This is a genomic window from Paenibacillus sp. sgz302148 (assembly GCF_056120465.1).
In genome coordinates this window covers 1-24,784 of the sequence record NZ_JBVYOJ010000040.1, presented here as the reverse complement: position 1 = coordinate 24,784, position 24,784 = coordinate 1, and the positions used below count along the sequence as shown (strand labels likewise).

Annotated in this window: 16 protein-coding genes and 2 rRNA genes; 15 read left to right on the top strand and 3 right to left on the bottom strand. The window is 45.0% G+C overall.

The window, feature by feature from the left end; translation table 11 throughout:
• The 4 genes from AC0LWM_RS31750 to AC0LWM_RS31735 form a co-directional block, all read left to right on the top strand.
• Nucleotides 1-268, top strand: a 23S ribosomal RNA gene (locus AC0LWM_RS31750); the annotation flags it as partial.
• Nucleotides 269-510: 242 nt separating this feature from the next.
• Nucleotides 511-627, top strand: a 5S ribosomal RNA gene (gene rrf, locus AC0LWM_RS31745).
• A 360-nt stretch (nt 628-987) separates the two neighbouring features.
• The gene (locus tag AC0LWM_RS31740; RefSeq protein WP_474679055.1) at nt 988-1,221 is read left to right on the top strand and encodes a class I SAM-dependent methyltransferase; all 234 of its coding nucleotides are present in this window, start codon (nt 988-990) and stop codon (nt 1,219-1,221) included.
• Nucleotides 1,218-1,424: a hypothetical protein gene (locus AC0LWM_RS31735; RefSeq protein WP_474679054.1), complete on the top strand. Its 207-nt coding sequence runs from the start codon at nt 1,218-1,220 to the stop codon at nt 1,422-1,424. The genes AC0LWM_RS31740 and AC0LWM_RS31735 overlap by 4 nt, the downstream gene beginning before the upstream one ends.
• Nucleotides 1,425-1,762: 338 nt before the next feature.
• Here AC0LWM_RS31735 and AC0LWM_RS31730 read toward each other — a convergent pair whose 3' ends face one another.
• The 3 genes from AC0LWM_RS31730 to AC0LWM_RS31720 are packed head-to-tail and all read right to left on the bottom strand — an operon-like array spanning nt 1,763 to nt 4,112.
• The gene (locus tag AC0LWM_RS31730) at nt 1,763-3,064 is read right to left on the bottom strand and encodes an ATP-grasp domain-containing protein (RefSeq protein ID WP_474679053.1); all 1,302 of its coding nucleotides are present in this window, start codon (nt 3,062-3,064) and stop codon (nt 1,763-1,765) included.
• Nucleotides 3,061-3,312, bottom strand: coding sequence for an acyl carrier protein (locus AC0LWM_RS31725; RefSeq protein ID WP_474679052.1), 252 nt, complete (start codon nt 3,310-3,312; stop codon nt 3,061-3,063). The genes AC0LWM_RS31730 and AC0LWM_RS31725 overlap by 4 nt, the downstream gene beginning before the upstream one ends.
• Nucleotides 3,309-4,112, bottom strand: coding sequence for a helix-turn-helix transcriptional regulator (locus tag AC0LWM_RS31720; protein ID WP_474679051.1), 804 nt, complete (start codon nt 4,110-4,112; stop codon nt 3,309-3,311). The genes AC0LWM_RS31725 and AC0LWM_RS31720 overlap by 4 nt, the downstream gene beginning before the upstream one ends.
• 403 nt (nt 4,113-4,515) lie before the next feature.
• Between AC0LWM_RS31720 and AC0LWM_RS31715 the strand changes: the two genes are divergently transcribed.
• From AC0LWM_RS31715 to AC0LWM_RS31665, 11 genes are all read left to right on the top strand, one after another.
• Nucleotides 4,516-5,211 (top strand): 4'-phosphopantetheinyl transferase family protein, encoded by a 696-nt coding sequence (locus tag AC0LWM_RS31715; RefSeq protein ID WP_474679050.1) that lies wholly within the window; start codon nt 4,516-4,518, stop codon nt 5,209-5,211.
• Nucleotides 5,212-5,250: 39 nt separating this feature from the next.
• Nucleotides 5,251-6,906 (top strand): PhpK family radical SAM P-methyltransferase, encoded by a 1,656-nt coding sequence (locus tag AC0LWM_RS31710; protein WP_474679049.1) that lies wholly within the window; start codon nt 5,251-5,253, stop codon nt 6,904-6,906.
• A 26-nt stretch (nt 6,907-6,932) separates the two neighbouring features.
• The gene (locus tag AC0LWM_RS31705) at nt 6,933-7,238 is read left to right on the top strand and encodes a DUF2087 domain-containing protein (protein ID WP_474679048.1); all 306 of its coding nucleotides are present in this window, start codon (nt 6,933-6,935) and stop codon (nt 7,236-7,238) included.
• 45 nt (nt 7,239-7,283) lie between these two features.
• A complete protein-coding gene (gene sbnA / locus AC0LWM_RS31700; RefSeq protein ID WP_474679047.1) occupies nt 7,284-8,228 on the top strand; it encodes a 2,3-diaminopropionate biosynthesis protein SbnA in 945 nt (314 codons plus the stop codon).
• 21 nt (nt 8,229-8,249) lie between these two features.
• Nucleotides 8,250-9,212 (top strand): 2,3-diaminopropionate biosynthesis protein SbnB, encoded by a 963-nt coding sequence (locus tag AC0LWM_RS31695; protein WP_474679046.1) that lies wholly within the window; start codon nt 8,250-8,252, stop codon nt 9,210-9,212.
• A gap of 18 nt (nt 9,213-9,230) precedes the next feature.
• Nucleotides 9,231-15,707 (top strand): amino acid adenylation domain-containing protein, encoded by a 6,477-nt coding sequence (locus AC0LWM_RS31690; protein ID WP_474679045.1) that lies wholly within the window; start codon nt 9,231-9,233, stop codon nt 15,705-15,707.
• Between the two features lie 49 nt (nt 15,708-15,756).
• Complete coding sequence (locus AC0LWM_RS31685) at nt 15,757-16,701, top strand: ROK family protein (RefSeq protein ID WP_474679044.1); 945 nt, start codon at nt 15,757-15,759, stop codon at nt 16,699-16,701.
• On the top strand, nt 16,694-17,143 hold the full coding sequence (locus tag AC0LWM_RS31680) for a type II 3-dehydroquinate dehydratase (protein ID WP_474679043.1): 450 nt from the start codon (nt 16,694-16,696) through the stop codon (nt 17,141-17,143). Before AC0LWM_RS31685 ends, AC0LWM_RS31680 begins: the two co-directional genes overlap by 8 nt.
• A complete protein-coding gene (locus tag AC0LWM_RS31675; protein ID WP_474679042.1) occupies nt 17,140-18,342 on the top strand; it encodes a DegT/DnrJ/EryC1/StrS family aminotransferase in 1,203 nt (400 codons plus the stop codon). The genes AC0LWM_RS31680 and AC0LWM_RS31675 overlap by 4 nt, the downstream gene beginning before the upstream one ends.
• Nucleotides 18,343-18,344: 2 nt before the next feature.
• Entirely contained in the window at nt 18,345-19,025 is a 681-nt protein-coding gene (locus tag AC0LWM_RS31670; protein ID WP_474679041.1) for an HAD family hydrolase, read from the top strand.
• A 6-nt stretch (nt 19,026-19,031) separates the two neighbouring features.
• Nucleotides 19,032-24,784, top strand: a 5,753-nt coding sequence (locus AC0LWM_RS31665; RefSeq protein ID WP_474679040.1) for an amino acid adenylation domain-containing protein, incomplete at its 3' end; no start/stop codon positions are given.

The window sequence follows — 24,784 nt, the reverse complement described above, 5'->3', positions numbered from 1 at the left end:
GGCGTAGGAAATTTGAGAGGAGCTGTCCTTAGTACGAGAGGACCGGGATGGACGTACCGCTGGTGTACCAGTTGTTCCGCCAGGAGCATCGCTGGGTAGCCAAGTACGGGAGGGATAAGCGCTGAAAGCATCTAAGCGTGAAGCCCCCCTCAAGATGAGATTTCCCAATTCGTAAGACCCCTTGAAGACGACGAGGTTGATAGGTTCGGGGTAGAAGCGCAGCAATGTGTGCAGCTGACGAATACTAATCGGTCGAGGGCTTAACTAATTTACCCCAAAAAGTGACGTATTGCTCTGTAGCATATGCCGATATACTTTTCGGGGACCCCGGTGAAAAAACGCCGGGAAGCTAAGGATAAACAAAGCACACCTTACTTTCGCATCTAGTTTTCAGGGAATAATGATGAACGCTCGAACCGCCAAGCACGATTCGGGTGAACGTTGTTTTCGCGGCATTTGGCGATGCTGCAACCTGATTAATCGCAAGCTTTCGCGAGTAACGAAAGCACGTTTGGTGGCGATGGCGGAGGGGTTCCACGCGTACCCATCCCGAACACGACCGTTAAGCCCTTCAGCGCCGATGGTACTTGGATCGCAGGATCCTGGGAGAGTAGGACGTCGCCAAGCAACAAGCAGTACCTTTACCGATTCTCCGGTCAGGGTACTGCTTTTTTTATTTTAAAATAAATTTTTTAGTGAAGGGGATAATATAAACGAAATCCACATTTATTTGAGAAATTCTTTATGTAGCCAAAATTATGACCAATTTTTAGATGGCTTTGGTCGCTAGATATCTCTCAAGATACGAGATTATCAAAGGGGGGAAGAGCCGCAGAACGTGGAGGACCGCTGGGGCTACGACCGTAAGGCGGTAAGGTTCGACGAAGACGTCCGGTCTATGAAGGAGACATTCTAAAAGTAATCGCTTTGGACTGGTCCATGCCAGCATCGAAATGCCTCGCTCAATGAACTAACTGGCTCGCCAAATTGCCTGTTCCGGTCGCCACATCAAGCCCGGTTTCGCCCGGCCGCGGGGCAATCCATCGCACAATCGCGTCCAAGGCGCGGTATCATCATCACGAGCTGCAGTGCTGCCGCGGCAAGTTCCCAGGGCTTACGACGAAGGTCGGCAACTTGCTTGCTTTGCAGTATTTTGACGGGCAGTTCGATTTTGTCGTGACGAGCTTTGCCTTGCACCATTTGACGGACGAACAGAAATGACGCGCGTGCTTAAGCCGCACGGAAGGCTGTGCATCGCCGACCTGTTGTTTGAGGATGCCGGGCAATGCGAGTTTTATAAGGGAGCGCAGCGCCAAAACGGGAATATCGAAGCGCTGCGCCAAATCGAGGACGGGTTTTATGCCGGCCGACCGGTCGATACTGTTAGACTGGCTGGACGCTCACGGCTATATGACGAAGATTAACCAGGTAAACGAGCTGCTGTATCTCATTTTGCAGCAAAGCTCAGGTGAGGGGCAAGTTCAATCGATCGCTTTATTCGGCTCGATGATTTTCATATAGGATTTCAGTCCGGTTTGGAAAGAAGGCCATACCTACCGCTACGACAGCTTCGACCCCAAGTACAAGTCGATAAAATATACTCGTCCAAGCCAGATTCAGTTAAGCTACCTAGCCCTCAGCAAGTTTTGCGATTGATAAGTTAAACAAGCAGTTGGCTCTACCCACGGAATTCGCATAAACGATTTTTGTAAGAAATGGAACTTCCCAATTGGGGAACCCTGTTGCTCTTGAGCAACTTGAATTATGAAATTGACTCCTTGTTCAACTTATATAGTATGCCATTCTCACCTAGTAAATGATGGGGAAAGGCATAGAAGCGTTCCAGCTTGCTTTTGTTGATGAGCGGATCTTGCCCGAAAAACAAGCTGTATACCCGGTAATGCGTTTTGGAATGATCCGGCTGCGTAACACGGGCAAATGTATAAATCAGGAAGCCCTGTGATTCGTCGGGCTGAAGCCAGTCGTTCAGACTCCGATAAATCACTTCAAACGAGCACTCATCGGGCAATTCAAATCGAACATATCCGCTGATAACCGAGGCGTACTTGCGAGTCAGCTCTCCTACCACCTGCATCAGATAAGTCACCTGGGTAAAACGGGCATTGATCTCGATAATCGGAATCAACGTCCCAGCTTGATCCAAAATAGAATCGATGCCGCAGATGCCCCGATAGCCTAGGTCCATCAACACCTTGCCCATGCGAATGATCTCGGAACAATAGATCTCCAACACGCCGTTTTCATATTTAGGGGTAAAATGTGTGCCTTGATAAACGCCGTTGGCGTCGATTATCTGCTCGGTTACGGTCAGAAGCTGCGGGCCTTCCTCGCTTATAAAGAGCTGACTGTTTAAGTGTTGCCGAATCGAGTGCCAGCCTTCAAGCATCAGTTCGAAGCGTTCGGCTCTTCTTCGGATAAAACGAGTCGCCAAGTGAAAGGAACTTGGGTCGTCAATCACCCAAAGCCCTTTGCCCGATGAACCGTAGGGTATCTTCAGTACGCATTTGTCGAACCCCTCGCTCCTGAGCCGTTCATAATGCCGTTTCAGTTCTTGTTCGTCATGGCAGAAATGCCCCCGAGTCATCTGGAAGCCGTATTTTTCCGCCAAACGGCGTGTCTCGAACTTATGATTCAAGCGTTTGACCAGCGCTTCGTTGGAGCCGGCTAGCTTCATTCCGGGATATCGCGCGACCAATCGGGAAGTCTCTTCGGAGTTGATATAGGGTACCAACATGGCTTTCGCCGGTTTAGAGCATGGAAAATGCCCATCGGGATCATATCTTTCCATTCGCGGCAGGGTCATGCCGCGTTCCCGGAGATAGTTCAAATATGTCGGGTCGGGCTCATGTCGGAGCAGAACAACATCGTTCGGATGGGCGAGAAAGAGAATCTGCTGTTCCTGCTGGTACACAAGCTCCAGTTGACGGTAGTCGGTGACTGAAGGAAAGGCGGCGACATCATTCCACAGTTGCTCTTGATTGACGTTATAGTACCAGTACTTTACTGTTTGCGATCGCAAAAAAGAGGAAAAGGAATGGTTCATTGGTTTACCGCGATTTTAAGCTTGACGAGCTCTGCGATTTTTTGGACGGTTGAGAATTTTTCAAGTAAAAGCTCCTCGTCGTTAAACACAATATCAAATTGCTCCTCCAACTCTACGATCAACTGAATCGTTTTGATGGAGTCGAGACCGTAAGCACTTAAGTCTTCTTCACCATGAAAGGGATGAGTTACATTTAAGAGCCCCATTAGTTTATCGACAATGTCTCTTTCACATATTTGGATATTCATGCTTCTTCTCCTTGTCTAAGTTTGATGTGAAAAGATGTACGATAAGAAGAGGGGGTAATGTTGTAATGTTTCTTGAATAAATTGGAAAATTGCGAACTGGATACATAACCGAGTTCTTGAGCAATTTCATGAATGGTCCAACACGAGGAAGTTAGCAGCTCTTTTGCGGTTTGCATCCGTAAATTCTGAATATGCTTTATTGGTGAAAGCTTGAATACCTTTGTATACGTGTTACTTAGATAAACAGGGTTACAAGCAATTAAATCAGCTAAATCTTGTAGGGTAATAGGTTGTTGGAAATGTTGGCGTATGTACCGGTTTACCAGAATCAAACGAGGATCGATCTTCCCTGAGTTGATCTTATTTTTTTTGTTTTTTTCGGTATCTTTATCAGAGGCACTCACTGCATCAAGTAAATCAGGTATGAGACGAATAAGTTGTTGCATTAGTAGTGTTCCCTGGGAATCGATTGCGTCGATTAATTGGAATAGTTCACCAAAAACTTTCGTTTGTAATGAGTGTTCAAAAATCAGGGGTTGCATCTGCGAGAACTCTGGCAATGGAGTATGTAAAGTGATTCCCTTTATGATAGCGATTTCGTTTAAAGGGTTACTAAGTTGAATTTTACTGGCGCAAACAACTACCTGGGGTTTCAATTCTATCTTTTTATTGGTGGACAATAAAAATAGCGGGTTATTCAGTTTTATGATTAGGAATCCCAATTTGGACAAATCGTACCGAAGTGTGCCGCCGGGGGCTATGATTTCTTTTGTTTTGATTGAACAAAGCGAGCAATCCATGGGCTCCTCCATATTAGCAAGTAATGATAAAAAAATATCAAAAAATGGTGTATATTGCAAGAGGGGGGTGTTGAAAAGTATTTAATCGAACAATTATATATATTTACATATTTCATCCAATTCCACATATTTAATTGAACTTTTCGACAGAACTGTTATAGTTAGTTCACTAGTGATATATGGAAATGGTTGGGTGGATGTGCTTGAAAGTTGAAAAGAAAATAGTACCCCTGACGGCGTTCGTTTTCGAACCGAGGAAGAAAATGAATGGTAAGAAGTATATTTTGTGAAAAAAACTCGAATGGTCTGGCAAATCAGGCATCCTAAGAGTAGGTGGCTATTTTAAAAAGGGTCTGAATTTTGACATTCTCCTTAATTTTTGATTTTATGTCATAGGGGTTATATGGAAATATATGCAATTAATATTGAGGGTGCTGATCAAACAATTTGTAACGACCTTGGCCTTATTCAGCATTTGAGTTATGAGAGACGCGAGCAGCTTAGAAAATTACGATTTATAGAGGATAGGGTCCGATCATTATTTAGTGAACTTCTTGTAAGAGTATGTGCAGTTAATATATGGGGAATTCCAAACTGTGATATAGCTTTTGAGAAAAATGAACATAATAAACCTAGTTTGGCTGGTTTTCCGAATTGCCATTATAATGTTTCTCATTCGGGACGATGGGTAGTTGCTATTTTTGATTCGGCTCCCGTTGGTATCGATATTGAGAAAACTAATCATATTAATACAGCATTTGTTAATAGAATATTTTCGTCTGATGAAATATTCCAACTCAATAACAGTTCCTTGGGGGATAGGACCTCTCTTTTTTACAAATTATGGACTTTAAAAGAAAGTTATGTTAAAGCGGTTGGTGGCGGGTTAGCAATACCATTTGATTCATTCTCATTTGATTTGTCTCAGGGCGTTATTAGATTTGAATCTAAGATTGATAGTCAATCTTGGCGATTTAAAAGATACGAATTCGATATTGATTATGAGTTAGCTGCATGTGGAATGAATTCCAGTTTCCCAGACAGCATTAATATTATACATTGGAGCGAATTAGTGTTAAGATTCAATGTTCTACTCTAACTAGAATGAAATGAGTAATTTAAGGGGAAGGTGAAAACTATGAGAGATAGCATTGATTGTCTTCTTATCGGACACAATCAAACCGATTTCAAGGAATATGAAAAGCAGCTTAGAATGATGGGGACGCGATCAGGAGCATACCGGGACTTGAATATGAATTTTACCCGCTATAAAGGAGAAGTACTGACTGCCGCCGATGTGTTCAATTTGCTGAACGGCAGCGACCCTGTCGGTCCCTTAAATATGGGAAACATATTTAGTTCGACTATATCATACTTAGGGTCATATTTACAAAAGAGAGACTTTACTTTTGACTATGTCAATTCTTTTCAGACCGAGAAAGAACGATTGGCGTTGATCCTGACGGAGAAAGAGGTCTTGACGGTCGTAATTACAACCACATACTATGTCTCCGTTCAGCCTATTCTGGAAATCATGCGGTTTATTAAAAAATACAATAAACATGCCAAAATAATACTTGGCGGCCCTTTTGTCTCAACCCAAATCAAAGTCTTGGATGAGACGTCGCTTGTTTATTTATTTGACACCATACAGGCAGATTATTATGTTAATAGCTCTCAAGGGGAATCGGCTTTGGTAAGTTTGTTAACGGCATTAAAAGCAGGGCATGGGATCGGGGACATTCCCAATGTTATACATAAGTCTGGTAGAAAACATGTTTTCAACAAACTGGAAACGGAAAACAACCTGCTTGAAAACAACCCTGTCGATTGGAATTTATTTTCTTCCAGAGTGAATAAGTTTGTCTCTCTTCGAACGTCTATTTCGTGCCCGTTTTCCTGTGCGTTCTGTGGGTTTCCTCAGCATGCGGGAAAATACAAAACTACGGATGTGGAAGTAGTTGAACGGGAACTGGAAATCTTAAGCCAAATGGGAAATGTGGAATGTATCTTTTTCTTAGACGATACCTTCAATGTCCCTCCCGAAAGATTTAAGGGAATTTTGAGAATGATGATTAAGAATAAATATAAGTTCAAGTGGAACAGTTTCTTCCGTTGTCAGTTTGCCGACGAGGAAATGATTGATTTGATGAAAGAGAGCGGTTGTGAAGGAGTGTTTCTGGGCATCGAGTCCGGTAATCAGCAGATTCTCAATAACATGAAGAAATCAGTGACTATAGAGAAGTATGAGAGAGGCATCGAATTATTAAGAAAGAACGGCATCATCACATACGCGTCTTTCATTGTCGGATTCCCCGGGGAAACGGAACAAACGGCAAAGGATACCTTTGATTTTATCGAAAAATGCAAGCCGGATTTTTACAGAGCGCAGCTGTGGTATTGCGATCCTTATACTCCGATATGGAACCAACGGGAGCAGTATCAAATTACAAATTCACAGTTTGAATGGTCCCACTCCACAATGGATGCTCCCACCGCCTGCGACATTATCGACGACATGTTTTTGAATATCAAAAATTCGATTTGGTTACCGCAAAACGATTTTGACTATCCAAGCATTTATAATTTGCTACACCGGGATTGGGGAATCGATAAAATAAAAAGTTTTCTGCGGGCCTTCAATGAAGGAGTCAGGCAGAAGTTGATCTCGCCGAATAAAGAAATGGATGAGCGGAATTTTGAACATATGGCAGGCATCTTTAACCATCTTGACGGGGGGGGACACCCGGATCCCCAAAGAGATTTTCAATTTTCTGCCGACTTTGACCTTTAAAAACCTACGGAAAAATAGGTGATACGATGGAAATCAACCATGAAAATTATAGAGCCGAAGTGTTAAAAAATTTTCTTACCAAGGATGGAAAGCTAAAGAGCATTCCAGCGCAAAAGAAAAAAAAGTTGATTGTTTTTGAATACATTCTCAATGAATTGAATCCCGATAGTTCCTATTCGGAGAAATCGCTGAATGAACATATCCGAAAATATCACGAAGACTTCTGCACAATTAGAAGAGAATTTATTGTAAACGGGTTTATGGACAGGGAAAATGAGATTTACATTCTGCGGCCCTATGAAAAATGGAACAAGTGGCACGAATTGAAATGATATCCTATCCTATTCGTTCAATAGTCTTAAAGGAGTGACCATCCTTTGCTTCTTCCCCATATCCTTGAAAATGTAGGTAATACACCTGCGATCAAACTCCATACGGAACTTCCGATCGATCTATACGCTAAGATGGAATACTATAATCCAACCGGAAGCGTGAAAGACAGAGCCGCAAATTACATAATTAAAAAACTGTTAAACAAAAAAGAAATTGGTCCGGGGACTACCTTAATTGAATCTTCATCTGGAAATTTCGGTATCTCGTTATCCGCATACTGCAAGAAAGAGAATCTAGATTTTATTTGTGTCGTCGATCCAAATATTAATCAAGCCAACGAACTTCTGATTAATTATATGGATGCAAAGTTGGTGAAAGTGCAGGAGGCCGACCATTTTGGCGGTTACTTGGTGAATCGGATAAAAAAGGTTAAGGAGCTGCTGAACACAGTATCCGACAGTTATTGGGTTAATCAGTATGCCAATCCATACAACGCAGAAGCTTATTATGAAACATTGGGAAACGAACTGTGCAGGCAATTTCCCAAAATTGATTATATTTTCGTGGGAGTCAGCTCGGGCGGAACGATAACGGGCATTTCCAACAAGATAAAAGAAAAGTTTCCTTCCGCTCAGATTATCGCTGTTGATATTATCGGTTCTGTCATTTTTGGTGGGCAGCCTCAGAAGAGATTAATTCCCGGAATCGGCTCCAGCATTGTACCCGAAATTCTCTCAAAAGCCATCATTGACGACATTGTCATGGTCTCGGAATCGAAGGCCGTTCAAATGTGTCACCGGCTGCTGACTGAGCATTCCATTTTTGTCGGAGGTTCGTCAGGATCGACGTTCAGTGCCATTCTCGAATACTTCAAAGGTAAGCATTTCCTCAACAAGCCAACGGTTGTAACGATATTTCCCGACAGAGGAGACCGATACATTCATACGATCTATAACAAGGAATGGATCCACAATTTTCAAGAGGCATAAGAAATAAGGGTGAGGGCCAGAATGTTGTATTTAAACGGGCAATACCTCAAGAATCTATCGGTCCAATGGTTCAAAACAATAGAGATCATTGAGGAAACGGTATGGATCATGGCGGAAAATGACTTTGTTCAACCGATCAAGCCGTATTTGCGCTACCGGGATGCCAAAAACCGCATTATTGCAATGCCTGCATTTGTTGGAGGAGGCATTGATATTGCAGGTTTGAAGTGGATCGCAAGCTTTCCGGACAATCACGAACGTAATCTTCCACGTGCTCACAGCGTGACCGTACTAAATGAGGCGGACACTGGAAAGCCTCTTGCTATTATCAATTCGCCGCTAGCAAGTGTGATCAGAACCGTAAGCATAAGCGGTGTCATCCTAAAATATTATCAGAAGGTGAGAAAACGGGCGAACCTGAAAGTGGCTATCATCGGTTGGGGGCCAATCGGCCAGTATCACTACAAAATGTGTGCCGAATTACTGGGGGATCAGGTCAAATCGTACATCATTTACGACATAAGGCCTATTCAAGAAGTTGAACCCCTCAATTCCAGTAAGGTTTCGATTGGGGAAACCTGGATGGATGCTTATGACGATGCAGATATCGTGATAACCTGTACCGTTGCGGCACAAAGATATATTAACAAGTCTCCAAAGCAGGGTTCCCTGCTTTTGAACGTTTCGCTGCGGGATTATACATGCGACGTGTTCGACGATGTCAGGCGCTCCATTATAGTAGATGATTGGGATGAAGTATGCAGAGAAGCAACCGACATCGAGATGTTTTCAAAAGAAATGGGTCTGCAGCGGAGTGAAACAAAATCGATTATCGATGTTGTATGCCATGGAGCATTGGGCGACATGAACAAGGACGTTCCGATTATGTTTAATCCCATGGGACTTGCAGTGTTTGACATTGCTATCGGTAAGTACCTCTTCAACCTTGCCTTGCAAAACGGTACAGGCGTGACGATTGATTAAAAAGGGAGGTAAGATGCATTGCATCGCTTAAATAGCCTGGTTGAAGCTGCCGAATATGCTCGGCATGTAGAGGACAAAGGGATTACCTTCATCGAAGGATCGACGGATGAAGTTTTTGTCTCTTATAAACGATTATTTGACGAAGCACAAAAAGTGTTGCATCAATTGAAGGCAAGAGGGGTGGAAAAGGGCCAACAGGTTGTCTTATTTATCAACAAAAATGATTCTTTTTTATTCGCCTTTTGGGCCTGCATAATCGGAGGAATAATACCAGTACCGTTATCTGTTGGCGGAAACGAGGAGTCCCGGGAGAAGGTGGTACGGGTATGGAGGCAACTGCATGCTCCTTATTTGATTACGAATCAAAGCGGCAACGCTTCCCTAACAGCGTATATAGAAGAACATTCCATGGATCTCATGGAAGATTTACATCGAAAAACGATGTTAATTGACCAGTTTGCCGAAGAAGTGCCGTCAAAATGGGTGAAAAGTGATGTTCAGGCAGGCGATATCGCGTTTATTCAATATTCTTCCGGATCGACGGGTTCTCCTAAAGGCGTTGTTTTGACTCACGGTAACTTGATGACCAATTTATATGACATCATAGCAAGATCAGAGTCTTCCTATGAAGATATCATGATGAGCTGGATGCCTCTAACCCATGATATGGGGATGATCGGATTCCATTTGGCTCCGTTGATCATGCAGGCTGACCATTTTCTGATTCCAACGTCCGTCTTTGTTCTAAATCCTCTATTATGGCTCAGAAAAGCGAGCGAGTATCGTGCGACGGTATTATCTTCACCGAATTTTGGGCTCCGATATGTTTTGTCGAAGATAAAACCTAACAGCGGGAACTTCGATCTTTCCAATATCCGATTAATTTTTAATGGGGCCGAGCCGATTTCATTGGAGGTTTGCCACCGGTTCGTCGAACGAATGGAGCAGTATGGTTTAAAGAAAAACGTCATGTACCCCGTCTACGGATTGGCTGAAGCTTCTTTGGCAGTAACTTTTCCTGTTCCTGGTTCCGAAATGTCAAGCGTTACTTTGGACCGCAATCGCTTAAATATTGGGGAAGAAGTTCGGCAGGTCGAACGGTCGGACCCTGGGAGTGTTTCTTTCGTCAGCGTAGGGGAGCCGGTGGAGCATTGTTCCATTCAAATCAGTGATGCGGGAGGCTCCATTCTTGAGGAAGGATTTGTCGGGCGCTTATATATTAAAGGAACCAATGTGACCTCCGGTTATTATAACAATGAAGAGGCGACCCAAGAAGTCTTTTCGGACTCAGGGTGGTTATTCACGGGTGACATTGCTTGTGTCCTGAACGGTCGGTTATATATAGTCGGAAGAGAAAAGGAAGTTATTTTTCAAAACGGCTTGAATTATTATGCACATGACCTTGAGAGAATCGCCGATGGAGTCGTACACAACAGCTTTAGCCAAACGGTAGTCGGAGTCGTTAATAATCCAGACGATAAGCAGGATGACATTATCGTGTTTGTTTTGTACAAGCGGAGCCTAACAGAATTTGCGACTTTGGCGAACGAAATACGGACGGCGATAAATAAGGCAACAGGCCTTATTGTTAAGTATGTCATTCCGGTCAGGAAGATACCTAAAACGACGAGTGGAAAGATTCAACGGCATAAATTGGTAAAGCATTATACCGACGGCGAATTTGAGAGTGTTATCACAGCTTCCGGCCAACCTCAATTCAATACGGTTACTCCACCGCCTAATGCTGGAGATATGGCTTTATCCATTGAAACGATCGTGAAGGATGTGTTATGTCTCGAGAAGCTGGATCCAAGCGCAAATTTCTTTGAATACGGGATAGACTCTTTAAAAATGATTTCTATCCTGCATACCGTTCAGGAGCGACTAAACCTTGAGGTCGGTGTGTCCGCCTTGTATGAATATCCGACTGTATCTCAGTTTTCCGCTTATCTTCAGGACCGGCGGCAGGGGAGAGACCTATCGGCTTCCGCGCCTACACCGTTTCCTACGGTAACCGGTGTCCAGAAGGGAGTATACGTGTTGCAGCGGGTTATGGGGCAATCGGTCGTGTACAACACTCCTTATGTACTTAAATTAACGGGCACGCTGGACCGTCAACGTTTGGAATCGGCGATCAGGCAGGTTATTGCCAGACATGAAATTCTCAGAACGAGCTTTAATACCAGAGATTCGCAGGGGGACTCGATTATTCAAACCGTGCTTGACAAACTACCGTTTGAACTGCGGCAGCTGGAATGCTTCAAAAGGGATTTGACGAGTACGCTTCAAGACCAAATCAGACCGTTTGTAATGTCGGAACCGCCTTTATTTAGAGCATGTTTGATTAAAGTCAAAGATGAGGGGGAAAATCATCAATTGCTCTTTTTTGATGCCCACCATATCATCATGGACGGGATGTCTTTCTCCATTCTTATGGAAGAACTATTTGGGGTTTATAACGGGCGTCATCTGGAGGGCCCTGTAATTCAGTATAAGGAATATGCGGAATGGGAAGAGCGATACCTTCATAGCGACGAATTTAAGAGACAGGAACAGTACTGGAAAGGAACACTCCGCCATTTAAGCATGCTGGATCTGCCACTTGATTTCCCGAGACCTGCCGTATTCGATCACCGCGGCGGGAAAGTTGACTTTCAGGTTGGAAAAGCGGTAACCGAACGGCTGAAAAACTATGCGAGTCTTGCAAATTCCACCCTGTTTGGCATTCTGCTGGCTGCCTACAGTTTGTTTCTGTATAAGTACACCTCTCAGGAGGACATTGCAATCGGTACGCCGGTAATGGGGAGGCTGGATGCCCGTTTCAAAAAATCGGTTGGCATGTTCGTAAACACGGTTCCGCTAAGATGCAGAATCGACCCCACATTGACGCTAGAGCAGTATATTGGGGAGCTTCAGAAGGTTTACGTCGGCGCTTTGGAAAATCAGTCGTATCCTTTTTACTTAATGGCAGGCCAATATCAGACTGAACGGCGCGACCTGAGTAGGAATCCAGTTTTTGATACCATGCTGGCGCTTCATCCCACTCAGGAAGAATGGCAGTTTGGCCAACTGCATGGCAGTCACTATGATTTATCTACAAATATTACTAAATATGATTTAACTTTGCATGTTTACGAAAGAGAAGAAGGACTTTTGTTTTCATTCGAATACGCCGCTTCTCTGTTTCGGGAAGTAACGATTATTCAGATGGCTGACCACCTTAAGAATCTGTTATTAGAGATTATTGAAAATCCGGGGTGTTTGCTACCTCAATACCAGTTGTTAAGCGAGCCGGAGCGGAGAAATTTGTTATACGAGTTCAACCGGACGGAACAATCCTATCCACATGACAAAACGGTCGCGGATTTGTTCGAAGAACAGGTCACTCTCACGCCTCAGCGTGTGGCGGTTGTATCGGGGAAGAGGAAGCTCAACTATGAAGAGCTGAATCACCGATCAAACCAGTTTGCAGAAACGATCAAAGAAGCTGGACTGCGGCCCAATGAGAAGGTAGCTATCGTATCGGATAATTCCATTCAAACGGTTATTGCGATTTTGGCCGTTCTGAAAGCGGGCGCCGCGTATGTTCCGGTCGATCCAACCTATCCGAGCGGTCGGATCCAATATTTGTTGGAAGATTCCAAAGCGGCGCTTATTCTGACAAAACGTAAATTTGAACATGGCATCACCGGTGAAGGAAGAAAGGTATTCATAGAGGATATTGACGCGGATACGGGGCCCGTCCCGAATCCCGCTATAAAGCGTGACCCAGAAAGCTTGGCTTATCTCATTTATACTTCAGGTTCAACTGGTTTGCCCAAAGGTGTAATGGTGAAGCATAAAGGGCTGGTCAATTACGTTTATTGGGCCAAGAAAGTTTATCTGGTAGAGGGCGAGAATACTTTCCCGCTTTATTCTTCATTATCATTCGATTTAACGATAACGTCCCTATTCACACCTCTTATTTCCGGAAACCGGATAGTCATTTACCAAGATGGACATCCAGATCTGCTGATTCGTGACATTCTCTTGGACAACCAGGTTCAAGTCATAAAGTTGACGCCCTCACACCTTAGGTTGTTGGAAGGAATTCCGGTTCAGGATTCCGTCCTTAAGACGTTAATTGTTGGAGGCGAGGATTTAAAAACGGAACTCGCTCAAAAGATATACCGGATGTTCGGGGGGAAAATCAGAATTTTCAATGAATATGGCCCTACGGAGACAGTCGTTGGCTGTATGATCCATCAATACGACCCGAAGGATGATGAGCTGGAGTCTGTTCCGATAGGAGTGCCTGCGGATAACGTCCAAATCTATTTGCTTAACCGCCATATGTCCCCTGTTCCAGCAGGCGTTCCCGGAGAAATCTACATTTCCGGAGACGGTGTAGCCGAGGGATATCTTGGCAAGCCTGAGATCACAAAGCAGAAATTTATTCCAAATCCTTATGTTCTGGATGGCAAGATGTACAGGAGCGGTGATCTTGCTAAAAGATTGTCCAACGGAACGATCGTTTATCTCGGCAGGGTGGATCAACAAGTGAAATTCAAAGGATACCGCATTGAGCTGAAAGAAATCGAAAACCATCTCAGAAGGCATCCCTCCGTGCATGAAGCTTTAGTTGTTGCAAGCACGGAGAGCGGAACCTTGGCAGCTTATTTCATTGCCGACGCAGCGGTAACGGCCGAAGAGATTCGAAGCTCCTTACACCTGAACTTACCAAGCTACATGATTCCGGGCTGCTTCATCAGAATAGACAAATTCCCGTTGACACCTAACGGAAAGATCGATACAAAAGCACTGCCAAAAAAGGATTTAAACGAAATGACCTCCACTAAGACATATATGGCACCGAGAACCGATATGGAGAAGCAGCTCGCCGAAGTTTTTGCGCAGGTTCTCAAAAAAACAGACGTTGGAATTGATGATGACTTTTTCCAATTGGGCGGTGATTCCATCAAAGCTCTACAAATTAGTTCCCGTCTAATGGAAAGAAACATTCAGCTCGAACCTAAGGACATCTTTACTTACTACACCGTACGGGAATTGAGCGTTCACGTTAAACCTACGAATACGGTGCAACTTCTTGACATTCGTCCGGTAGAGGGCGTTGTTGCCCTAACACCGATGCAGAAGAGATTTTTCGAGATTCATCAAACGGTGGGAAGGGGCCATTACAATCAAGGGGTTTGCGTGCAAGCGGAACGGGGATTCTCACAAGCTCTAGTCAAGGAAGCGCTCACCGAGTTATCTGTCCGGCATGATTCGTTGCGGATGGTATTCGTTCCAACTGAACATGAGGGATACGAAGCGTACGTGAAGGCGACTCATCAATATGAGATTGATTATAAAATTGCTAGTATTGCCGATAACGTTGAAAGCCGTTTGTTTCCTTCGGAAATTGCGGAAACGCTTAATCAAGTTTTTAGATTGACCGAAGGGCCCTTGTGGCGCGCGACCTTATATCAAACACCAAGCGGAGATTTCTTGGTGCTATTGTTCCATCACCTCCTGATCGACGGGGTTTCGTGGAGAATTCTGCTTGATGACTTTTTTGCAATTTACTGCCGACTAGCTCAGGGCGAAGATGTGGCACCTCCCATAAGGACGTCGTCATTGGCGGAGTGGACCCAAAGGCTTCACGGGGCATCGGGGTTTAGTAGGGAACGGCTTTATTGGGAGGAAATCGAGCGAATCCAGGAAAGTTCCTTGTTGTTCGGGAGAACATCCGAAGAAGTCAAGATTGGCGATCTGTTGTCATACACCTATCAATTATCTGAAGAAGATACAAAGAGACTGCTTGGAGCCAATCGGGCTTATACGACTTCGACCAATGAACTGTTAATCGCTGCTTTAGGACTGACGCTAGACCAAATGACGGATCAAAGCAGGCTTGTCATCCATTTGGAGGGACATGGAAGGGATTCTGAAGGTGGCGGTTTGTCACTATCAAGAACAGTGGGCTGGTTTACCTCTCTCTTTCCATTTGTCTTGAATTTAACGGGGACCGGAGATTTAGGTTTATGGATCAAGAGGATAAAAGAAGATCTCAGGCAAGTACCTAACAAGGGAAGTGGTTACGGAATGCTCAAACATTTATCTTCCGAATCTCTAGGTAACAAATACCCGTATAAAGCAGATCTCTGTTTTAACTATTTGGGGGAATTCGAGGACTTGTATGAAAATGACCAATTCGTGGTGAGGCCGCTTCCGCTATCACCTTGTATGGGGGGGGGACTGGAAGCGGAATACCGCCTGCAAATCGATTCCATGCTTATTGACAAACAATTGATAATACAAATGCAGTATGACAACTTAACCGGCCTGTCCATAGACTGGCTTGCGGAAAGCTTTATGGCAAATATCCGCGCGATTACCGATCATTGCATCGGCAAGGAAACGGTGGAAATGACTCCGTCCGATGTCGGGGTAAAAGGGATGTCGTTGGGGAATTTCGAACTGCTTGTCAAGGAGATTGGTGAAATCACGATTTGAGTAGGAGACTGCTGCTTCATAGTGAAAGGCGGAGAGGAGACGTTATCCAATGGCAGAACTATATAGAATCGGATTTGATTTAGGCGGCACGAATACACGGATTGCCATTGCGGATGCTGTGACGAATCGATGGGTCGATTTTTATGTGACGCCTTTTTGTTCTTTTGCTCATGCTGCCGATGAGGTTGAACATAATATTATCCGATTATTAGCGGAACGTTTATATATACACAATATCGATAGCAAAAGCGTCGTTGGGGTTGGGGTTTCTTTGGCCGCTATGGTCGACCGCAAGACGGGAATCGTTACGGAATGGCCAAACCGTCCACTGTGGAACGGCTATCCATTGATGGAGCATTTACGGGACAGACTTCACGTTATGGTTGTCGTTGAGGATGACGCCAATGCGGCCGCGGTTGGTGAGCATCAGTTCGGCAACGGAAAGGGGCTACGTGAATTGGCATATTTAACGGTCGGGACCGGAGTCGGTTGTGGGTTGATCTTGGGAGACAAGCTGTATACGGGGGCCCACGGGTTAGCCGGCGAACTGGGCCATACCACTGCGTTACCCAATGGCCCGGTATGCGTATGCGGAAATTCAGGATGCCTACAAGCATTAGTTTCGGGACCGGCACTTTTTAAACGCGGCCTGTCAGTTGCGTCTTCGCACGGCGTCTCAATTCGCGATCTAAAAGAAGTATTTATAGCTGCAAAGCAGGGCATCCCATGGGCAGCCGACATCTTTAAGGAAGCGGGGACGTATCTGTCTGCCTCCATCTATAACCTTTCCAAAATGATGGACATCCGGCACTTCATAATCGGAGGCGGAGTTGCACATGGGGGGGCGATTTTCTTGGATTCCGTTAAGGAGGCACTTGCCCGGGATTACGGAAGCTGGGGGGATTCATTGGAGCTACGGTTAAGTAAATTGGTGGACCGGAGCGGAGTAGCCGGAGCACTCTATTTATCCGATCCGGAGTTTAATTATGTATAAAATCGCCCTCATAAGCGGACCGAATCTTAATATGCTCGGGATTCGGGAGCCGCAGCACTACGGGAGTGAGACATTATGCTCCATAACAGATAGTCTAGCTGTATCAGCGATGGCTCTGGGGGCCGAGCTATACGGCTTTCAAGCAAACTCCGAGGGAGATTTGGTTGATTACATCCAATCCAACAGGGATAAATTTGATGCAATCATTATTAATCCCGCCGCTTATACGTTTTCCGGCTATGCCCTTCTAGAAGCCCTGCTGTCGTTTAACGTTCCGTTTATCGAAGTTCATTTGTCGAATATCCATGCCCGCGGGGGGTGGCATACGCAATCGGTATTTACCGGACACGCGGTTGGAACGATCACAGGGTTAAGATCACACGGATATGAATTGGCTTTATACGCCTTATTAAACCAATTACGAGGAGCGAACGAACCATGAAAGAGAATCTGACTGTTCTGCAAGGAACCCCGACAAAAACAAAACCGTTTCCGCAATGGCCAATGTCGGATGAGAGAGAACTTCAATTAATTACCGAGGTCACCAAGAGCGGAAAATGGTGGAGAATGACCGGAGATAAAGTGAACAACTTTGAAAAAGGGTTTGCCGAATACCATAATGCTGGTTACTGCTTGGCCGTTACGAACGGTACGCATGCAATTGAATTAGTTTTGGCGGCCCTTGGAATCGGTGAAGGGGACGAAGTTATTGTACCCGCTTTTACCTTTATTTCAACGGCAACCGCCCCGATTTACTGTAATGCTACTCCTATTCCGGTGGATGTGAATCCGGATACGCTGTGTATGGACCCCAAGGCATTTGAACAAGCGATTTCGCCGAAGACGAAGGCGGTCATTCCGGTTCATATGGCCGGGCAGCCTTGCGATATGGACGCCATCTGTGAAATTGCGGCGAAGTACAAGATTCACATTATAGAGGATGCCGCCCACGCTCATGGAGCGGAATGGAAGGAGCAGAAAATTGGCACCTTAGGAGCGGCGGCCATTTTTAGTTTTCAAAACGGAAAAATCATGACCTCAGGTGAAGGGGGGGCCATTCTTACCAATTCGAAAGAATTGTACGAGGCGATGTATCTGATTCACGGCGTGGGTCGCCCCAAGGGAGACCGGATTTATCAGCACCTGCTGCTTGGTTCAAATTACCGTATGAATGAATTTCAAGGAGCCATTTTAACCGCACAGCTGGAAAGACTAACGGAACATAACCGGATTAGAGCAACAAATGCAAAATTACTCAATGCTCTTTTGGAAGATGTCCAAGGGATCACTCCGCAACTCTGCGATCCCCGAGTAACGCTTAACACCCACTACATGTATGTTTTCTACTATGATGCCAGCCACTTTGGGAATATGCCTAGAAAGGAGTTTGTAGATGCGCTAATTGCGGAAGGAATTCCAGCGTTTATCGCCTATCCTGTCGTGAGCAACACGGAGTTTTTCGTTAACAACCAATTCCGGTCCCATATCCGGACATCACTAGAGCAACCCCAGCCACTTGATCATGCGGAGAAAATCGCACGGGAAGGCGTATGGCTCCCGCACTTCACTTTGCTTGGAGACGAATTGGATACTCGGGAAATTGCCGAAGCGATAAAGAAGATTCAAAGGGCTGTTAAATAAAGATGGAGAACCAAGTGCCAGCAGCGGTCATTTTCGATCTCGACGGGGTCATCATTAATTCTACAAATGTTCAGCGTAAAGCCTTGTTTACAAGCTTTCGCAACATAGTGGGCCCCGGGGAGCCGCCTTCCTTTAGAACGTTTCTGGACCACAGCGGCGATTCACTACCAAACATTTTTCGGAAGATGAATTTGCCTTTGGAGATGGTTGACGAATACCGACGCATAAGCTCCCTCTTACTGCATGAAGTAGAAGTGTACGGGGGAATCAGGGAACTTCTCCTAACCTTAAGGGAGCAAAACATAAGATGCGGAATATGCACAGGAAAAGACCGGACGCGTACCATGGAAATATTAAAAGCACTTGAACTATATTCCTACTTTGACGTGGTTGTTTGCTCCGATGACGTTGTCAATCCAAAGCCTTCGCCGGAAAGTCTCCTGGCCGCCCTCGATAAGCTGGGCATAAGTACGATGTCCAGTTTATTCGTGGGTGACGCGACGAACGATATTCGCTGCGCCCGAAGCGCTGGTGTCACAAGCGTGGCGGTTACCTGGGGGGATATGGACAGAGAACAGCTTGATCAAGAAGATCCTGATTTTATTTTCGACAGCGTAGATCAATTATTAGATCTTCTATCAGTTGGAGAGCGGATTTATACATCCAATGATAGGAAAGGTTGAAACGGTATGAAGAAAAGCGCAAGAATAGAAAAAATATATTCTCTCACTCCCTCACAGGAATCGATGTTCGTTCAATCTTTGATGGACCGACAAAACAAAATCTATGTTGAACAGATTTCCTTCGATCTCGATGGAGATCTGTCAATCGAACTGTGTAAACAAAGCTTGAGCAGGCTCATTATGAAATACGATGTGCTGCGTACGATTTTTAGGCACAAAAATCTGGATCGACCGATGCAAATCGTTCTAGAGGAAAGAACCACCGACATTTATTTCGAAGATCTCTGCGATCTCAGAGGTGATTCCGATAAAAGGGACGCTATTCGGAAATACAAGGAACAGCAGCGTTCCAAAGGATTCGATATCTCCCAAGAACTCCCGATAAGACTTAGTGTATTTAAAATAACGAATAACCTGTATGAATTGATTTGGACCTATCATCACATCATTTTGGATGGCTGGAGTTTTGGCATTTTACTAAAAGATTTTTTTGAAATCTATTATAACCTGTTGTATGAACGGGACTGCAGACACCGGGAAGCTGTACCTTTCAGCCATTTTGTCGAATGGATAGAACAACAGGATCACGCTGCCGCCCTCCATTATTGGTCTCAGTATTTGCAAGGTTATTCTCCACTGATATCTGCCGCCGCGGCTCCGCAAGACGAGGCCGCTTCTCGCATCGCGGATGACCGCAGCAGATTGAGCATCGTGCTTGAGGAAGAATTGACCCGCAAACTGGGGGTCTTATCCAAATCGTGCAAAGTATCTCTAAACACTGTTTTTCAAGTGGCTTGGGGACTTGTTCTTCAGGTGTTTGACGACAAAAACGAATCTGTTTTCGGTTCGGTCGTTTCCGGAAGAAAGCCGGAAATGAAAGGTTCCGAAACAATCGTCGGCTTGTTACTCAACACGATCCCAGTTCGGATCGTGAACGATAAAAAGATAACGTTTGCGGAACAACTGAAAACAACGTTGAAGTCTCAGCTTGCCGCCGAACCCTATAGCTTTGTCTCGTTAGCGGAAATCCAATCTAATACCGGACATCGTCATCTATTTGATACAGTAGTCGTATTTGAAAATTATCCTCTGGAAAAAAAATTTAACAAACTAACATCGCTTGGCATGACGATATCGAATATTGAGTTTTATGAACAGACCTTCTTTAAGATTAGCGTAATCATTATGGCGGACGAGAACAACCTTGAGATCCATTTCGATTATCACAGTATTGATAAAGAAGAAGTAAAGGCACTCAGCCAAGGATTAACGACGCTGCTGAACGCTGTGGCGAATGACGGAAACATTTTGACGGATAAGCTTAAGCGGCTGATATATCGTCAAATTCATGATAGCGTATTGGAGGAGCCTGAGGACAATAGCAGCTATGAAGAAAGGGATTGTTCCCTTATCGAATTATTGGCTAAAACGGCTTTTGCCTATGGTGACAAGATCGCATTGGTCTCCAACGCAAAGACGATGACTTATAACGAGCTTTTTACCAGTTCTGCCGCCTTGAAAGAGGAGGTAAGCCGCCGAATGACCCGTCCGGATTCCGGGCGATTGACTCCTGTAGCCGCATTGTTATTTGAACAAGGAAATGAAATGGTAGTCGGAATGCTGGGTGCGATGAGAGCAAAAGCCATCTACGTCCCTCTTGATCCGACATTCCCAGAGGATAGACTCGGCTATATGCTCACAGACAGCGGCGCCGGTTTAATCCTTACTAACAACATGAACAAACAATTGGCCGAGCGGTTAAAGAAGGCCACCGGTCATTTTGTCGAAATCATCAGCATAGACGAAATCACGGTCCCGGACAAGGCGAATTTCCTTTCTGTGCCTGACGTTAATCCGGACGACCTTGCGGTTGTTTTATATACTTCCGGTTCGACCGGAAAACCGAAGGGCGTCGTGCATTCCCATAAAACTTTGCTATTTCATTTGAAGAGTTATATTGATGCCCTAGAGATCAAATCCTCCGACCATCTGGCTTTATTTACGTCCTATAGCCATGCCGTCGGAATGCTTGATATCCTGTCCATTTTATTGGCGGGAGGAAGGCTTACCATCTATGATGTGAAGCAGAATGTAAATTTAGATAAGTTATGTGAAGGATTGGCGGCAGGGGTAACTCTATATCATTCGGTTCCAACCCTATTCCGGCACATCTTCCACGCTAATGACGGCCGATATACCTTCCCGTCCTTAAGACTGGTTATCCTTGGCGGAGAGCCGATCCACAAAACGGATGCCGATCTATTTTCTATTAACTTTACGAATAACTGTAAGTTGGTTAATTTTTTTGGCGCTTCCGAAGTACTTGTTTGCTCGTTTGAATTTATCGGACGGAATGACCGCGTCCAAAGTCAGATCATTCCGATCGGACGTACAATCCCCGGAGTTAAGTTACGAATTGTGAATGGAGATGGCGAAACGCTACCATCCAATACTCTCGGTCAGTTCCAATTTGAAAGTGAGTATTTATTTCGCGGATATTGGAATAAAACTGCTGGGTTCCTAACGAATTCGACCGGGCCGTACAACGGTGGGGTCTATAAGAGCGGCGATATCGGAAGATTAAAGATTGACGGTCGTTTTGAACATAAAGGAAGAATGGACCAGCAAGTTAAGATTCGTGGATACCGGGTCGAACTGCAGGAAATTGAATCGGCTATCGATAGTATGGACGGCATTCGGTCCAGTGTCGTTATTTGTAAGAAAAATGAAGAAGAAGAAAATCATCTCATTGCTTTTATTCAATACTCGAATGAGCCGGTGGATCCTGAACAAATCCGCCTAAATTTAAGGAGGAAATTTCCGGAATTCATGCTGCCCGGGCAGATCATCCCGATGTCACAATTTCCGCTAACCCCTAATGGCAAAGTGGACAGAATGACTCTGCAGAACAGTAAAGTGGAATACGGATATAAGACTTACGAAGAACCGTCCGGCAGCATAGAACAATCATTAGCCGAGATCTGGAAAGAGGCTTTGAAGATCGGAAAAGTGGGAGCAACCGATGATTTTTTCGAACTGGGGGGCCATTCCGTCAAGGCTTTAACAATTGTAACCCGAATACAGCAAGCTTTCCACGTAGAGATTACGATTTCGGATATCTACAGGTTTCCTACCATTAAACTTCTCGGCGCCTATTTGAACACGCTTCAAGCTGATCCGGAACCTGCGATCGAGAAAGTAGAAACAAGCCGCTTCTATCCTATGTCGGATAATCAAAGAAGGCTCTATATTCTGGATGAGTTGAACAAGAATACGACCAGTTATAATTTTCCGAGGGCTTATCGGATTCAGGGGACGCTGGATGTACTTAAGTTTGAGTTCGCCCTGCAAAAGCTGATTCGGCGGCATGAGTGCTTAAGAACTTCCTTTCATCTCATTGAGGAGGTTCCTCTTCAGCAAATCAACGAGGAAGTGTCATTCCGTCTGGAGACTCAGGAAGCGGGATCGGTTTCGGACACTCACGAATTGATTGAACGGTTTATTCGGCCATTTGACTTAACGCAAGCTCCGTTAATGAGGGCGAAGCTTGTTGAAATTGAAACGGATCATTACCTGATGCTCTTCGACGTCCATCATATTATCGCCGATGGACAGTCGATGGATATTATGGTTCGGGATTTCTTTATGTTTTATCAAGAAACGGAGCCGCAACCGCTTCCGGTTCGCTTTATCGACTACTTGGCCTGGGACCAAAAGCGGTTGGAATCAATATTGCCGGACCAGGAGCGGTATTGGCTGGATGTTTTCAGCAACCAGGTTCCGCTGCTAAACATGATGACCGATTTTCCGAGAAGGCAGGATCAAAGCTACAGGGGGAACCAATTGTCGATGCTGCTAGACGGAAAATTGAGTGGACAGTTGAAGGAAACGGCGGCTAAACACAGTACAACAGTATACGTTCTTATGCTTGCCTCGTACTTTATCCTTCTTTCTCGATATACACGGCAGGAGGATATTGTCGTCGGAACATCAGTATCCGGTAGGAGGCATTCCGACGCAGAGAATCTGGTGGGGATGTTTGTAAACAATTTAGCCATTCGCAGTTCCATATCGCCAAGCAAGCCTTTTCGGGAGTTTCTTGATGAGACGACAACCGCTATCCTCAAGGTTATCGAAAATCAGGATTACCCGCTGGAAAGGCTGATTGACAAATTGAACTTGGAAAGAGATCTTAGCCGGAATCCTTTATTCGAAACGATGTTCGATTTCCATACCCTGAATTCAGATTTTCCGGAAGGCTTCTTTTTCGGTCGTCTGCAAAAGATCCCTTACGGCATTCATTCCGCAAAATTTGATTTTATGCTGGAAGCGGTTGAAACAAGCAATGGTTTTGAACTACTTTTGGAATATTGCACGGATCTCTTCAAGGAAGAATCCATGTCGATGATGCTGCGTCATTACCGTCAAATCCTTGTCCAGCTTGTCGAAGACCCAGATATGCGCCTTTCTCAAATCGAATTACTCAACCCTGAAGAAGAGCAGCTTATGTTGCGGTGGTGTCAAGGACCGAGTCACACGTTCGACAGAGAAAAATTGGTTCATCAACGGGTTCAGGAACTGGCGGAGGTATATCCGGAACGCGTCGCATTAATGTTCAAGGACGAGACCGTTACATATAAGCAGTTAAATGAGCTTGCCAATCGGATAGCGTGGCTATTGAATGAAAGGGGGTTTACTGAGGGGGATATTGTCGCCATCCTGCTCGATCGAAGTCCGATGATGGTCGCATCCATTTTAGCGGTCTGGAAAGTGGGAGCCGCTTATTTGCCTATCGACCCGCAATTTCCGGCAGGCAGAATCCGAGATCTCCTCGCCCAATCAGGTACCAAGCTTACGCTTAGCAACAGCCATTATAAAAAGTTGGAGGAGAACGACAGCTTCATCTTTTTGGATGTTGCGGCGGATGACATATCAAGGCAGAACTCAGATAATTTTAAACGGACTATTCCGAATGATAACTTGGCCTACGTCATTTACACTTCGGGATCGACAGGACAGCCTAAAGGAGCCATGGTGGAACATATTGGAATGATGAACCACCTGCACGCTAAAATCAAGGATTTGCAGCTGGATGAGCGAAGCGTAGTCGCCCAGAATGCGTCACAATGCTTTGATATTTCCGTATGGCAGTTTTTTGCCAGCTTAATGGCAGGCGGCAGGACCGTCATCTACGAGAATGATACGATCACGGACTGCCATGCTTTTACCAGAAGGATGCACAAAGATCGAGTAACCGTTCTGGAGGTCGTGCCATCCTACCTAACTGTTCTTCTGGATTCCACGGAAATCCGGATGCCAGAAACGCTGCAGTGGATGATTGTCACTGGAGAAACGCTGAAATGGGGTCTGGCTGACCGTTGGTTTAATCATTACCCCGAAATAGCCTTAGTTAACGCCTATGGTCCGACGGAGGCTTCGGATGATATTACCCATATGATTATGAGGTCGCTTTCCGATATCGGCCATGTGCCAATCGGTAAGCCTCTTTATAATTTGAATATTTATATCTTGGATGAGTGGCTCAACCTTTGTCCTACGGGGGTTACCGGTGAAATATGCGTTTCCGGCATAGGCGTTGGAAGAGGGTATTTAAACGATCCGACGAGAACGGCTGCTGTGTTTAAAGAGGATCCTTTCGTACCGGGGCTGCGGATGTATAAAACAGGCGACCTCGGGAAATGGCTGTCGGATGGAAATATCCAGTATTTAGGAAGAATAGACGATCAGGTCAAACTGAA